Source organism: Sulfurovum sp. NBC37-1 (assembly GCF_000010345.1).
Classification (GTDB): domain Bacteria; phylum Campylobacterota; class Campylobacteria; order Campylobacterales; family Sulfurovaceae; genus Sulfurovum.
Map to the genome: position 1 here is coordinate 1856396 of NC_009663.1, position 14573 is coordinate 1870968.

A 14573-nucleotide genomic window follows, 5' to 3' on the forward strand; every position below is an offset into this window, starting at 1 on the left:
TCCCCCTTTATATGATGATACTACACTATTTCGTTACAGCATTCGCCTTTGCTGTGTTGTCAACGATCTTCGCTTTACTTTTGAGCTCTTTAGCGATAGCTGCAACTTTCTTTGCAAACTCCTGCTGCTTCAACGAAGCAATGATCTGGTCTTTTACCTTGTCGTAAGGTACAGTCTGCGCTTCTATTTTGTCTTCAAGCAGGATGATGTGGTAACCGAATTGTGTTTTTACCGGCTCCAATGTGATTTGGTCTTTCTCGAGTTTCCATACCGCTTTTGAGAATTCCGGTACCATCTGACCTTTGGCGAATTTTCCAAGCTCTCCACCTTTTGGAGCTGATGGTCCTATGGATTTAGATTTAGCCAACTCAATAAACTTCTTCTTGAGCGCTTCGCCTTTTAGTGGCTTTAACTCTTTAATGATCTCTTTGGCCGTCTTTTCATCTTTGACAAGGATATGTCTTGCCTGTACCATCTCTTTTTGTATGAATTTGTCTTTGTTCTTTTCATAGAAGTCTTTGGCCTCACTGTCGGAAATAACAATGCTATCGAGCTGTTTTTTCATCCAGAGGTTGACCGCAAGTTCATCTTTAATCTTCTCAAGTGCTTTTTTGAATTCAGGGTCATTCTCAATTCCCTCTTTTTTGGCCAACTCCATAAAAAGTACTTTTTCGATCAGTCTCTGTGTAATCATGTTCTTCTGTGCAGGGTCAAGTTGTGAAAAGTGTGCATTCGGTGCCGTTGCGCTTACGAACGCCTCAGCATCCTGTTTTGTGATATTTTTACCATTGACAGTCGCCAGAATGTCCGATGCTACGAGTGATGATGCCATGAAGGCTGCTGCTACGAGTGATGTTTTGATGATTTTAACCATATGTGTTATCCTTGTGTATATTAAAAATTTATTAAGATTATATCTCTCTTAGGTAAATCATTCATTAATGTGATAATATTGCATAGAAAAACTCATACAAAAGGTGCTCTGTTTATGGCTAAAGTGAAAAAAGCGACAAAAAAAGAGATCGAAGAGATCAAAGCACTCTTTTTGGAACACTATCCCGATTCGGTCACGGAACTTGAGTACAGGAATCTTTATGAACTTCTTATCTCAGTGATGCTCTCTGCACAATGTACCGACAAGAGGGTCAACATCATCACCCCTACCCTCTTTGAAAGATACCCGGATCCGGTCTCGCTTGCCAATGCTGACCTGGATGAAGTCAAGTCCTACATCAACACCTGCTCCTTTTTCAACAACAAGGCAAAAAATCTCATCAAGATGGCACAGTCCGTGGTGGAGAATTACGGCAATGAAATACCGCTTGAGCGGGATGAACTGGTCAAACTTGCCGGTGTAGGACAGAAGACTGCAAATGTCGTGATGATTGAGTATACCGGAGCCAACCTGATGGCGGTCGATACCCATGTTTTCAGAGTGGCACACCGCCTGGGACTCTGCGATGCCAAAACCGCAGTAAAATGCGAAGAGGAGTTAAGCAGAAAATTCAAGACCGACCTGCACCGGCTCCACCAGGCGATGGTACTTTTCGGACGATACAGATGCAAAGCGGTCAAACCGGAGTGCGACGACTGCTTCATGGCAGCACATTGCAGAACAAAAGAGAGTTTCAAAGTTTAAAAAGCTCTAATTCTCGCTATGTGTTCTTCTGTGGTAACGCTCTACGATCTCCGGATCATGATGCAGGTTGATCTTTGCATCTTCTTTCCCTTCATACGGGATTTGTGAGAGTACATAACGTATTGACTCCAGTCTGGCTTTTTTCTTGTCGTTACTGTCCACGATGATCCATGGGGCATAGCCTGTATGTGAACGGGAGAACATCTCCTCTTTGTAGTAGGTCACCTTGTCCCACATCTCCTGGGCTTTCTGATCGACCGGGCTCAGTTTCCAGTGCTTCAAAGGATTTGTCATACGTTCCTTAAATCGTTTCTGCTGATTCTCTTTGGTAATGGAGAACCAGAATTTGATCAGAATGATCCCGTCATCGATCAGGGCATGTTCTATCTCCGGCACCTCCTTCATAAACTTTTCATACTGTTCAGGCGTACAGAAATCAAAGACGGGTTCTACGATGGCACGGTTGTACCAGCTTCTGTCAAAAAAGGTAATCTCTCCGGGATTTGGAAGATGTTGAAAGTAACGCTGAAAGTAGAACTGACCTGTCTCTACCTCTGTAGGTTTCTGCAAAGCGACCACTCTGAATTTTCTGGGGTTGAGATACTGGGTAAAACGCTTGATGGAACCACCCTTCCCTGCAGCATCACGCCCTTCAAAGATGATCATCACGCGTTTGTTGTTGTCATAGACCCAGTTCTGCAGCTTGATGAGCTCTACCTGAAGTTCTTTGAGTTCATTTTCATACTCGACATTGCGGGTGATCTTTGCCAGTTTTTTCTTATTCATCAACTGGGTAAGTCCACTTTTTGTTTTTAAAAGATGGATATTCCCTTCAAGTTCTTTAAGCATCTTTTGCGCTTTTTTATCTTCGATATTCTTTTTTAAATAATCCAAATCCTGAAAGATCGTTTTCATTCTTTTCCTTTAATTAGTGTATTTTTTAATTTTACTCCTCTTTTTCTTAAGTCATATTAATATTTATCATCATTTACACTGATTGTATGATTTTATCCAAAACGACAAATGTTTTCTCTACAGAATCCAGTTTTACCTTCTCTCTCGTCGAATGCGGATAACGTATGGTCGGTCCGATGGAAGCGAACTTCATCTTCGGATATTTCTCGGCGATCACACCGCATTCCAGCCCGGCATGGATCGCCATAAGTTTACTTTTTCCAAAGACTTCTTTCATCTTTTCGTCCACCAGTTTGGTAAAGTCGGTTATATCAGGTTTCCACGCAGGGTATTTATCTTCCATTTTGCTCTCGAAGCCGTACATTTCAAAGAATGAAACTGTCTCATGGGTCAATGCATCGAGAGAATCTGCATCCATCGCTCTTGCACTAGTTTCAATAGTGACCCCTCCCCGTTCATCGGCATTGATAATGGCAAGGTTGATACTGATATCGGGAATACCTAATTCTCTGTTCTCTTTTCGTACCCCGTGTTTAAAGGCATCTATAAGTGCAATGAGCTTATCACCCTCACTCAGAATCATTGGAGATTCTCTGAGTTTTCGGACCTGCACCTCTCCCTCATTCTCCAACAGCTTTTCACTTCGGACGATCGCCACGGCATTGGCAGGGATAGAATTTCGACGCTCCCCGGCATAAATACTCGCGAGCTGTGTGACACCTTTTTGCGCCAGGTAACGTCCCAATACTTTGATGGCAGAGGGGATCCCCTTGTTGATGTCCACACCGGAGTGTCCACCAGCAAGCCCTTTGACCGCTACTTCGTAACAGTCACCTTTCCCTTCGGCATAACTGTCCTGCTTGAAGGCCGTGATATCCGCTCCACCGGCACATCCTATGTAGACTTCTGCCTCATCTTCGCTGTCCAGATTGAGCATATAGGCTGCCTTGAAGTCAAAGGCTACTTCATTCGCACCGATCAACCCTATCTCCTCATCAGAGGTCAACAGAAATTCCAAAATCCTTCCCTCATCCATCAACTGCATTATCATCGCGATCGCCATACCGTTATCTGCACCCAGAGAGGAGTCCTTCGCCTTCATCCATCCCTCTTCTTCATACGTCTCTATTTTCGGTGCCTTCCCCATACAGACCATGTCGTAATGTGCCTGCAGACAAAGTTTTGGCACTCCTTTGTGGATGTAAATGTTCTTCACCTCATCCACCTCTACCTCATACCCTCTCTCTTTGGCGAACACCACCAGAAAATCACACAGTTTTTCCGCCTCCTTGGAACAGTGCGGAATCTGCGTAAGTGTTTTGAAATGTTCTATAATATTTGACATGAATCCCTCCGGGAAGCGTTCAGCTTTTAGCGCTGAGCATTTAGTATTTTTATTGGAAATCCTATATATCAAGTAAAACTTTGATATAACCAAAAGAAGTATAATACATTCACATAAAAATAAGGATTACACCTTGTGCCTCATCATTACCCTCATCATGCTCGTCCTCAGCATCCAGAACCTCATGGAAGGTTACTACAACATCGGCATCCTGCAACTTGTGATCGCCCTCGGTTTTGCTTTCATGCTTTGGAGAAATATTCAAATCACCCGTTGTGAGAGATCAGGGAATTGCAGTGGGTGCACACTTCCAAAGTGGCTAACGAAATGGTTCAGGAAAGAAGAAAAGTGATGGAACATTTTTTTATCTGCCCCTACTGCTGGGAACAGATCTCAATGGTACTTGACCCCAGTGAAGAAGAGAGTGAATACATTGAAGACTGTGAAGTCTGCTGCCGTCCCATCGAACTGTTTTTCAGATTTTCAGGTAACAGGCTTGTCTATTTTGAAGCACGGAAAATGGAGGGGATATAAAAAAATACTATCTATTTTTTTAGGATCAAAGATATCCGTAGGGTGCATAATCACGCACCTTCCCTATGGCCTTTCGGCACAAATAAAATTGTATGCCGAGTCTATCACAGGGTGCGTGATCACGCACCCTACGCATATAAAAACTTAAACCGGTCTACCTTCTCACCATTGATCTCAACCTGTGAGATGAACATATCATACGGCCTTGCCCAGACACCATAGTCACCATAGAGAGCACGGTAAACCACCATCCACTCTTCCGTTTCCGAATGGCGTGCCGCCATCAGCACTTCATACTCATTTCCCTTGTAATGCCGGTAAATACCTTTTTGTATTTCCAATTCCGGTTCCTTGTATGCGTTTGTAGGATTGTATCACAAATAGGTTTTTTAGCCCAATGCCTTTTCTGCTACGATCAGCGCGACGACACCGTCGTACATATCCTGTACCGCCTGAACTTCGGTAATGCCGAGACGGCGGCGGTTGCTGATGTCATAGACACCGCCTTCACTCTCGGAATGCTCCCCATGGATACCGCGTATCTGCAAATGATACTTATCTGTAATGGCTTTGAAAGCCTCCATATCCTGTGAGAGTTTTGGCAGGGCTATATGTACACTCGCACGCATGGCTGTACCCAGATTGGTAGGGCAGGAAGTAATGAAACCCAGATGGTAGCTGTAGGAGAAGGGTATTTTCGTCTCGATGCTTTTGACCGCATTGACCAGACGTGTAAAGACCGCTTTGATATCTCCACCCTTCTGCATAGAGATGATACGAAGCTGGTCCTCTTCATTGACCCATACCAGGAAAGTTTTGTCGTTGTTGTGGTAGATTCCCCTACCTTCGGGCCAGTCTTGGTTCAGTCCGGCAGCGTCAAGGAAACGGTCACCTTCCTTGAAAAGAAAATGATCCTGTATCAAAGCATCCTGCACTTCTTTTGACATACCAAGAAGCGGATAATACTTCCCTGCTAGGTCTCCTTCAAGCCGATGCAAGGCTTTGACTACATCCGATTCCACTTGATTACGCTGTTCTCTTGTTATTGCAGGGCCTAAGGGTATATTGTCGACATTGCGCCCTACCCTGATCCTCGTTGAAAGAATGAACTTGCCTTCAGGATCGGGATTGGATGCATGTAGAAGATCCGGTTCCATATTGCTGTGGTGGGAATCATCTTTGGTGAATCCGTGATACTCTTCAATGATCGGATCGAACAAAAGTCCAAAAACCCTGTACGATTCTTTATCGCCGGCATAGACACCGATACTGCTGTCAGGGTTCATCACACCGGAGTTGATCGCCTGTTCCAGGGTAAACCCGTTGGATGTTTTCTTGTCTTTTAGCGCTTCGAATACTTCAGGTGTCAGGTACTTGCAGAGTAACGATCTACAGTTCTCTGGAAAATTCGGATAGTCCATTCTTAGTCCCCCATTCCAATATATAATTTTTACTTTTGATTATTATAACTAAAACATACTTTTAGTGTCCTCGTTCCATTCAGCACAAATCTCGAAATAGAATTCTTGTAATCTTTGCCATGCTCGTGTTCATGGGGTTTGTTTTCATGTTTGAGGCGCACCCGTCGGTGCGGTAATGAATATGAAGCAAAGTCCATGAATACGATGATGGTGAAAAGTGCTGAATTTCTATTTCGAGATTTGGGCTCAGTCACACAAAAACTCTTTTAATGTACAATATTTTATTTAGCTCAAAGGAGATTTTATGGCAACAAATATTTTCAACTGTCCGCTACCGGATGAAAAAGGGTATTTCGGAGAGTATGGCGGCGCATTCATCCCGCCTGAACTACAGACGATCATGGATGAGATTACAGCTTCTTATGAAGAGATCAGACAGGATCCTGCATTCCTTGAGGAGCTTGCAGACCTTTACCAGCATTACGTTGGCCGTCCAAGCCCGATCTTCCATGCGAAGCATCTTTCCGAAAAGTACGGTGCAGACATCTACCTTAAAAGGGAAGACCTCAACCATACCGGCGCACATAAGATAAACCACTGTCTGGGCGAAGCACTGCTTGCCAAGAAAATGGGCAAAAAGAAGATCATCGCTGAGACCGGTGCCGGACAGCACGGTGTGGCACTTGCTACGGCAGCGGCCCTTGTGGGACTGGAATGTGACATTTATATGGGTGAGGTCGATATGGCAAAAGAACATCCAAATGTGGTTAGAATGCACATTCTCGGTGCCAACGTCATCCCTGCTACACATGGCAGACGTACCCTCAAAGAGGCCGTCGATACGGCATTCGAGAATTACCTTAAAGATCCGGTGACACAACTTTACGCCATCGGCTCCGTCGTAGGTCCCCACCCTTTCCCGCGGATGGTAAGAGATTTCCAATCCATCGTAGGGGTAGAAGCCAGAGAGCAATTCCAGCAAATGACAGGAAAGCTTCCGGACAATCTTGTCGCCTGTGTAGGTGGCGGTTCAAATGCTATGGGACTTTTTACTGCATTCATCGATGACGAAACCGTTGCCATGCACGGTGTAGAACCTGCCGGCAGAAGCCTCGATATCCCTGGAGAGAATGCCGCGACCATCACTTTGGGCAAACCGGGCGTCATGCACGGCTTTAAATCCTACATGCTTCAGGATGAAAACGGTGAACCACAGGAGGTTTACTCGGTTGCCAGCGGACTTGACTACCCTTCCGTAGGGCCGCAGCATGCCTATCTCAAGGATATCGGACGTGTCAACTACAGTTCCATCAACGACAAAGAGGCGATCGATGCATTCTTCGAACTCTCACGAGAAGAGGGGATCATCCCTGCCATCGAGTCGGCACACGCAGTCGCCTATGCGCTCAAACTTGCCAAAGAGCCTGACGTGGGGAGCATTCTGGTGAACCTCTCAGGACGCGGGGACAAAGATATAGACTTTGTTGTGGAAAATTACGGTAAGGATTACGGTATTCCCCAGGATTGATCATACCAGGGATGTAAAATACCATATCCCTTCTTTCATACTATTTCAATCAACCAGACAGGTCGATCGTTTGAACTCAAGCGGATCGGCTGGTCCTACCATCCCTTTGGGCTTCAAAGACTCTTTTCTGTGAAAGATCACTTTGCACCCTGCTCCGAAACGTATCACTTTCTCCTCAAGGTCTATAACGCGAAGCGTTGCCATGACCTTGGGATGGCTTTTTGCAAAGTCCGTCATGACGGCAAGATCTTTTTCATTCTGTACCTGCGGCGACAAAGCGGCAAAAAGAAGCCCTGAACCAAAAAATAATACTACTGCTGTTTTCTTCATCATCTTTCTCCTCAATTCTTTTTATTTCAACATAGATTGTTAATCATAGCAGAAACTCCGTTATTTTTTCATGCTACAATGGCAATAGCTATTCATACAAAAGGACCAATCATGCAAAAATGGAGTTTTAATTTCAGGCTTTGGCACTGGATAAACGCGTTGGTGGTCATGGGCCTTATAGGGACGGTACTGCTACGCAAAAGTTTTCTGAGCTGGAGGACCAACTCGGAGATCATCATCCGAAAACTTGCCGAACAGGGCATCGATATCGTGGCCGAAGAGGCCAAAGTCGTGGCGAAGGCCATCCGCGGGCCCATGTGGGAGTGGCATATCATTCTCGGGTATGTACTTGCCGCACTGGTGGTATGGCGGATACTTCTCTTTTTTACCCGAAGCGGAAAACAGAACTACAGGCATCTCAGACAGGAGAACTTTCACAAGAAAATGGTCAAGTTAGGCTACCTTCTCATTTATGCAAGCCTACTTTTTATGGCGGTAAGCGGTCTGGTCATCCACTTTTATGAAGCACTCGGACTGAGCAAAGATACGGCGCATGACATCAAAGAGGTACACGAACTGGTCTACCAGGTTCTGCTCTACTTCGTACCGCTGCATATACTCGGTGTTTTCGTCGCGGAGAACAAAGATGAACCAGGCATACTCTCCACCATGGTCAATGGTGGAAAACAATAGCACTTTCGCTATACTTCGTCCAATATTTTACAATTGGACGATAGATGATACAGCTTACAAACCTTTCCAAAAGCTTCGGTGGCCAGACACTCTTCAAAAACCTCAACCTTAAAGTCATGGCCCATCAGAAGATCGGCCTCATAGGACGCAACGGTACAGGGAAATCGACCCTCTTCAAACTGATACTCGGAGAAGAGAGTTATGACGAAGGGGAGATCAGCATCCCGAAGAATTACCGTATCGGTACTCTGCGGCAGCACCTCAAATTTACCAAGCATACTGTTGAAGAGGAGTGCGCACAGATACTCCCCGAAGATGAACAGTACAACTTCTACAAGATCGAAAAGATCCTTTTTGGACTGGGCTTTACTGCAGAGGACCTGCAAAAAGACCCTTTGAGCTTTTCAGGAGGGTACCAGATACGTATCAATCTGGCAAAACTGCTGGCAACCGAACCCAATATGCTGCTTCTGGATGAACCAACCAACTACCTCGACCTTCTCTCCCTGCGCTGGCTCAAACAGTTCATACGCGAGTTTGACGGAGAGGTCATCCTCATTACCCACGACCGTGAATTCATGGATGCCGTGACCACACATACCATGGGCATACAGCGAAAAGGTCTTTTTATGGTCCAGGGCGATACACACAAATACTATGAAACGCTTGCGCTTCAGGATGAGACCTATGAGAAAACAAGGCTCAATCAGGAGAAGAAACGCAAAGAGCTCGAAGAGTTCATTGCCCGAAACAAAGCCAGGGCTTCCACTGCCGCCCTGGCACAATCCAAAGTGAAGATACTCGAAAAGATGGATGAGATGGATGAATTGGAGAGCGAAAGTTCTCTCTCTTTCCACTTCAACTACAAGGAAACACCTGCCAAGATACTTTTCAGGGCTGAGGAGCTCGGTTTTGGGTACAAAGAGGATCAACCGCTTTTTGAACATCTCACTTTTGCGATGGAGAACGGAAAGACACTCGCCATCATAGGGAAGAACGGCAAGGGTAAATCCACCCTGCTCAACTACATCGCAGGGGAACTGCCACAGCAGCAGGGTACCCTCTCTTTCCACCCCTCTACCACTATGGCACACTTCGGACAGACAAACATCGAGCGACTCAACACCCAACATACCATTATAGATGAGATCACATCTGCCGACAAAAAGATAGGCATGGCCGAAGTACGTGCCATCTGCGGGACGATGATGTTCTCCGGCGAACTGGCAGACAAAAAGATAGAAGTACTTTCCGGAGGTGAACGAAGCCGTGTTATGCTCGGTAAGATCATAGCAACACCTGCAAACCTTCTCCTGCTCGATGAACCGACCAACCACCTCGATATGCAGTCCATAGACTCCCTTTGTGATGCTATAGAGAATTTTCAGGGCTCCACCATCATGGTCACACACTCTGAAATGCTACTCCGAAGACTGGCGGATACACTCATCATCTTTCATAAAGGAGGGGCCGAATATTTTGACGGCGGTTACGACGACTTTCTGGAGAAGATAGGCTGGGAAGAGGAAGAAGGCACGGTAAAACCCAAGAAGAGCAAGCCGAAACTTGACAAAAAAGAACGTAAAAAAAGACGGAGTGCCATCATAGAAGAAAAAGCCAAAGAGGCTAAACCCCACAGGGATGAGATCAAACACTGCGAAAAAAGAATGGACGTGCTGGAAGTGCTGGAAGAAGAACAAAATGCAGCACTGCTCGAAGCATCAAATGCCGGAGACAACTCAGGCATGATCGAACATTCAAAAGCTGTGGCAGAAACCCAGGCAGAGATAGAAGAGATCTTTGAGAGGCTTGAGATCGCCACCGAAGCACTCGATAAGATCAATGCCAAATATGACCTAAAACTTAAAGAGATAGAGTAGTCTTCTGAAGATTACTCTACGCTATCTGGAGTGATACCAACCTCTTCGAGAAAATGTTTTAGCCTTACCACCTCATCCTTGCTTAAATGATCCCCGTGAGGCAAAGCGAGGACAAACTCTTTTTCATTGTAGAAAAGCTTTGCCTTGTGTTTTTTGGTGATATCCACCTCAAATCCGTAATGCTCCAGCGCAGAGAGCAGCTTCTTGACATCCACATTGTTAGAGATGGGATGCGTGAAAAGTTTCTCAATCTTGTTTTTATGTCTGTGACTCATTGTAACTCCTTTTTTTAGAAAAATTTTACCAAAGAAACATATTGTACAAATGCAACTAAAGATACATTAGCCCCCAAAGCGCTGCAGAATGAAAGCGGCCAGATAGAGTACTATGATCATAGATATGCTCCATATCATCGCACGCTTCACGCCCATAGAAGGGTTGTGCGTTCCACAGTGGGGACATCGTTTGATCCCTTTGTCCACCTCCAGCTTGCAGTAGCGGCAAGGAACCTTTTTCTTTGTATCTTTTTTTTCCAATTATTTCTCTTTGATATTTGATTTCATTCGGCTTTCGCCATGACCGTTGACTATATGCCTATCGCCCTTATGGTGGGTGATACCCACCCTACGCGTGGATCATAACAAAAGTGCATATATCTATATCGCGTAGTAGGTCGCTTTAGGGTGGTGCACCACCAAAGCCGTCGTACTTTGTTCCGGATGTATCTGGAAGGTTTCACTCAGCTCGATACCGAACTCTTCGGGCTTCAAGAGATCAAAGATGATACGGCTCTGCTCAAGGTCCGGGCAGGCCGCATAGCCAAATGAATATCTTGCACCCCGATAGCGGTTCATTCGGACATCCCTGAGTGTAGCACCCTCATCTTCTTTGAGAATACCGAGATCCATACGTATCTGTTTATGTGCTACTTCGGCAAGGGCTTCGGCAAGCTCTACCGAGAAACCGTGTACCATGTTGTATTCAAGGTATTTGCCCGCATCGTAAAGTTCTTTCTCATAGGCTGAGAATTTGGAACCCGCACTCACGCAGGTGATCCCCAGTACATCGTGTCTTTCATGCCTGAAAAAGTCACTCAGCGCTCTGTAGGGTTTTCTTCTCTGTCTCGGAAAAGAGAAGGCATATTCGGCTCTGCCTACCACCTCTTTGAAAGGTTCCCTGTCGGCATTTTCGTCGACATTCCATCCTTCGCTCTCCGAAAAGACCAGAAGCTCTCTGTCGTTGCTCCGTACAGGATAGTAGCCGTAAATGATGGTCGGATCAAAAAGATCCTTCTCTATAAACTCTTTTTTCAGACGTTCATAGGCAGGATAGACCGTTTCATCCAGCAATTTCTGGTACGCCTCTTTTGTCATCCCTTTGCTCTTGTAGCCCCAATGCATTTTGATGACCGTTTTCTGGTTGACCCAGTCAAAGACCATATTCAGGTCAAGGTCCTTTTTTTGCAATACCCTTCTGCCCCAGAACGGCGGTGTCGGGATATCGACAGGTTCAGGCATTTGGATCTCTTCAAAAGGCGGAATGACCACCTCTTTCTTTTCTTTCTTCTCTTCTCTTTTCACCATATCACCGGCCAGACGGGTATCTAGACCAACAGAAGGATCTTCATTGTATTTCTCAATACGGCTCATCACAATCACACCGTCAAAGGCATCACGGCAGTAGAAGATGGGCCCTTTGTAGATGGGGCGGCAGAAGTCGTCAACAAAAGAGCGTGTCAGTGCCGCACCGCCCAGAAGTACAGGTATCGTCATTCCCATCTCGGCCATGGTTTCCAGGTTATCTTTCATGACCGCCGTGGATTTTACCAGCAGGCCGCTCATGCCGATGGCCTGTACCTTATGCTCCTTATGGGCTTCAAGATAGGTATCAAGATCCGTCTTGATACCGACATTGATCACCTTGAAACCGTTGTTGGAGAGGATGATGTCGACAAGGTTCTTCCCGACATCGTGCACATCGCCTTTGACCGTTCCGATCACCAGCGTCGTATCGGTTTCTTTCTCCTGCTTGGTCAGGTACGGGTTCAGATAGTCAACTGTCGCTTTCATCGTTTCCGCAGACTGCAGAACAAAAGGCAGCTGCATCTGACCTGAACCAAAGAGTTCACCGACTACTTTCATCGCATCGATGAGGATTTCGTTGACAATCCTGTCCGGATCGATCTCTTTTCTTGCTTCTTCGACCAGAGGAATCATACGCTCTTTGTCCCCGTCAAGCAGCAGTTTGGCGATTTTCTCTTCACTGTTCATCGCCTCGTATTCCTCATCGGTTCCGGAGTCGTCCACCGTTTTGTCAGAGAAGTGTTCTATGAACCTGAAAAGCGAGTTGTCGTCCGGACGGAAGAGCAGCTCTTCGCAGATATCGATGTCTTCCTGACTCATCTTGGCCAGGGGTACGATGTGTTTGACGTTGATAATCACCGAGGTCATCCCTGCCTGAATACAGTGGTGTAGGAAAACGGAGTTCAGATAGATCCTTGCATTCTTGTCCAGCCCGAAGGAGATGTTCGACAGTCCCAGTGTCGAACCGACTTCCGGGTGTCTTTTGTGCAGTTCCCTGATCGCTTCGAGTGTCTGTATCGCCGCATCACGGTACTCCAGGTCCCCTGAACCGACCGTAAAGGTCAGCATATCGAAAATGAGGTTTCTAGGATCGATCCCGTGACGGTTTACACAGAGGTCATAAATACGTTCCGCTACCCTAAGCTTCTCTTCTGTCGTTTTCGCCATACCGGTCTCATCGATGGTCAGACAGACCAGCGCTGTGCCGTATTTCTTCGCAAGCTGACAGATGGCATCGAGCTTGCCTTCCCCGTCTTCAAGATTGACGGAGTTGATGATGGGTTTTCCACCGATGCATTTGAGCGCTGCTTCCATCGTACCCACGCGGGTGGCATCGGGCATGAGCGGTAGAGGGATCTTCTGGTTATAGAGTTCCATGACCGCGGACATGTCGGTCGCACCGTTACGCCCTGCAAACTCCACGTTCACATCCAGACAGTGCGCCCCGTCACGTACCTGCGCCTGGCCTACGGTCAGTGTCCCCTCATAATCACCGGCAATGATGAGTTCCCTGAATGCTTTGGAGCCCGTGGCGTTGCTCCGCTCCCCGATAAGCAGCGGAGCAGGTTTTTGAAACAGTTCGGTCGTAGTGAAGAGTGAAGCGATAGAAGGCTCTATAGAACCTGTCGGCTTCTTCGGCTTGATGGTCTCTACCGCTTTTTTTAGCGCCTGAATGTGCTGTGGTGTCGTACCGCAGCAGCCGCCAAGGAAGCTCACCCCGTCAAACTCTGTGAACTCGAGCTGTTTCTGTGTGAATTCATCAGGCCCCATCGGATAATAGGTATATCCCCCGCGATTCTGCGGCAATCCTGCATTGGCATGTACAGAGATGGGGATACTGCACAGCTCGCTCAGTGTTTTGAGATGTTTCTTCACCTGGTCGGGGCCGGTTCCGCAATTAAAGCCCAGAGAGAGAATATCAAAAGGTTCCATAATGGTAACGATCGTCGTCGCATCCGTACCGATAAGCATAGAGCCGCTCAGTTCAATAGTGACGGAAACCATTACCGGCAGTTCAACACCGCGCTCTTTGTTGGCATCCTGACAGGCATGCAGTGCTGCTTTGATCTGAAGAGGGTCCTGACATGTTTCAAGTAAAAATACATCGCATCCGCCGTCGATCAGCCCCAAAGCTACAGTCTTGTACCCCTCGTACATCTCGTCGTAATGGATGTGCCCCAAAGAAGGCAGTTTGGTTCCCGGGCCGATGGAGCCAAGTACGAATTTCGGTGAAATCTTCGTGCTGTATTCTGCACAAATCTCTTTAACCAGTTCTGCCCCTTTTTTGGAGAGTTCATAGGCACGTTCACCCATCTGGTATTCATCAAGTACCCAGGGCATGGTACCAAAAGTATTGGTTTTTATCAGGTCGGCACCCGCCATCGCGTAGCGTTTATGGATACGTTTGATCAAGTCGGCTGCAGTATCGTTGAGCAGTTCGTTGCAGCCTTCCTGTTCCTTGCCACTGTGATCAATCCACGCTTCTTTTGGTACGTCAAGGTCTTGTATCTGCGTACCCATAGCACCATCTATGACCAGTATACGCTTTTCCAATAATGATTTAATTGTTTCGGTAATTGACAAAAAAAATCCTTTTAACTAATTGTTGCAATTGTATCAAAGTATGCAGGAAAAACGGTTAAATTCAGTTATTATTTAAATTTCTTATAATTATCTTAAGCTTTCTACTGATATGATTAGAAAAT

General features: G+C 46.2%; 14 protein-coding genes. 5 read left to right on the forward strand and 9 right to left on the reverse strand.

Annotated features, from left to right (window positions below; genetic code table 11):
- Window positions 1-25: 25 nt before the first annotated feature.
- Window positions 26-874 (reverse strand): peptidylprolyl isomerase, encoded by an 849-nt coding sequence (locus SUN_RS09345; RefSeq protein ID WP_012083564.1) that lies wholly within the window; start codon window positions 872-874, stop codon window positions 26-28.
- Window positions 875-988: 114 nt separating this feature from the next.
- On the opposite strand from SUN_RS09345, the gene nth reads away from it, so the two are divergent.
- The gene (gene nth, locus SUN_RS09350) at window positions 989-1639 is read left to right on the forward strand and encodes an endonuclease III (protein ID WP_012083565.1); all 651 of its coding nucleotides are present in this window, start codon (window positions 989-991) and stop codon (window positions 1637-1639) included.
- Window positions 1640-1645: 6 nt separating this feature from the next.
- Here the strand turns inward: nth and ppk2 are convergent, their stop codons facing one another.
- Both ppk2 and SUN_RS09360 read right to left on the reverse strand, forming a co-directional pair.
- On the reverse strand, window positions 1646-2554 hold the full coding sequence (gene ppk2, locus SUN_RS09355) for a polyphosphate kinase 2 (RefSeq protein WP_012083567.1): 909 nt from the start codon (window positions 2552-2554) through the stop codon (window positions 1646-1648).
- Window positions 2555-2627: 73 nt separating this feature from the next.
- Window positions 2628-3899 carry a M20/M25/M40 family metallo-hydrolase gene (locus SUN_RS09360; protein ID WP_012083568.1) on the reverse strand — a complete coding sequence of 424 codons (1272 nt, stop codon included), beginning with the start codon at window positions 3897-3899 and terminating at the stop codon, window positions 2628-2630.
- A gap of 351 nt (window positions 3900-4250) precedes the next feature.
- Here SUN_RS09360 and SUN_RS09370 point away from each other — a divergent pair, with 351 nt between their 5' ends.
- Entirely contained in the window at window positions 4251-4433 is a 183-nt protein-coding gene (locus SUN_RS09370; RefSeq protein ID WP_012083570.1) for a CPXCG motif-containing cysteine-rich protein, read from the forward strand.
- Window positions 4434-4561: 128 nt separating this feature from the next.
- Here the strand turns inward: SUN_RS09370 and SUN_RS09375 are convergent, their stop codons facing one another.
- Both SUN_RS09375 and SUN_RS09380 read right to left on the reverse strand, forming a co-directional pair.
- Window positions 4562-4774: a DUF1653 domain-containing protein gene (locus SUN_RS09375; RefSeq protein WP_012083571.1), complete on the reverse strand. Its 213-nt coding sequence runs from the start codon at window positions 4772-4774 to the stop codon at window positions 4562-4564.
- Window positions 4775-4822: 48 nt separating this feature from the next.
- Entirely contained in the window at window positions 4823-5854 is a 1032-nt protein-coding gene (locus SUN_RS09380; protein WP_012083572.1) for a phosphagen kinase, read from the reverse strand.
- A 304-nt stretch (window positions 5855-6158) separates the two neighbouring features.
- Between SUN_RS09380 and trpB the strand changes: the two genes are divergently transcribed.
- Entirely contained in the window at window positions 6159-7382 is a 1224-nt protein-coding gene (trpB, locus tag SUN_RS09385; RefSeq protein ID WP_012083573.1) for a tryptophan synthase subunit beta, read from the forward strand.
- Between the two features lie 45 nt (window positions 7383-7427).
- On the opposite strand, the gene SUN_RS09390 is transcribed toward trpB, so the two are convergent.
- Window positions 7428-7715: a hypothetical protein gene (locus tag SUN_RS09390; RefSeq protein WP_148154689.1), complete on the reverse strand. Its 288-nt coding sequence runs from the start codon at window positions 7713-7715 to the stop codon at window positions 7428-7430.
- A gap of 108 nt (window positions 7716-7823) precedes the next feature.
- Here SUN_RS09390 and SUN_RS09395 point away from each other — a divergent pair, with 108 nt between their 5' ends.
- Window positions 7824-8405 carry a cytochrome b/b6 domain-containing protein gene (locus SUN_RS09395; RefSeq protein ID WP_012083575.1) on the forward strand — a complete coding sequence of 194 codons (582 nt, stop codon included), beginning with the start codon at window positions 7824-7826 and terminating at the stop codon, window positions 8403-8405.
- A gap of 44 nt (window positions 8406-8449) precedes the next feature.
- Window positions 8450-10285 carry an ABC-F family ATP-binding cassette domain-containing protein gene (locus SUN_RS09400; RefSeq protein WP_012083576.1) on the forward strand — a complete coding sequence of 612 codons (1836 nt, stop codon included), beginning with the start codon at window positions 8450-8452 and terminating at the stop codon, window positions 10283-10285.
- An 11-nt stretch (window positions 10286-10296) separates the two neighbouring features.
- Here the strand turns inward: SUN_RS09400 and SUN_RS09405 are convergent, their stop codons facing one another.
- The 3 genes from SUN_RS09405 to metH form a co-directional block, all read right to left on the reverse strand.
- Window positions 10297-10560 (reverse strand): hypothetical protein, encoded by a 264-nt coding sequence (locus SUN_RS09405; RefSeq protein WP_012083577.1) that lies wholly within the window; start codon window positions 10558-10560, stop codon window positions 10297-10299.
- 66 nt (window positions 10561-10626) lie between these two features.
- Window positions 10627-10821, reverse strand: coding sequence for a hypothetical protein (locus SUN_RS09410; protein WP_041672740.1), 195 nt, complete (start codon window positions 10819-10821; stop codon window positions 10627-10629).
- 120 nt (window positions 10822-10941) lie between these two features.
- The gene (metH, locus tag SUN_RS09415) at window positions 10942-14451 is read right to left on the reverse strand and encodes a methionine synthase (protein ID WP_012083578.1); all 3510 of its coding nucleotides are present in this window, start codon (window positions 14449-14451) and stop codon (window positions 10942-10944) included.
- Window positions 14452-14573: the final 122 nt, after the last annotated feature.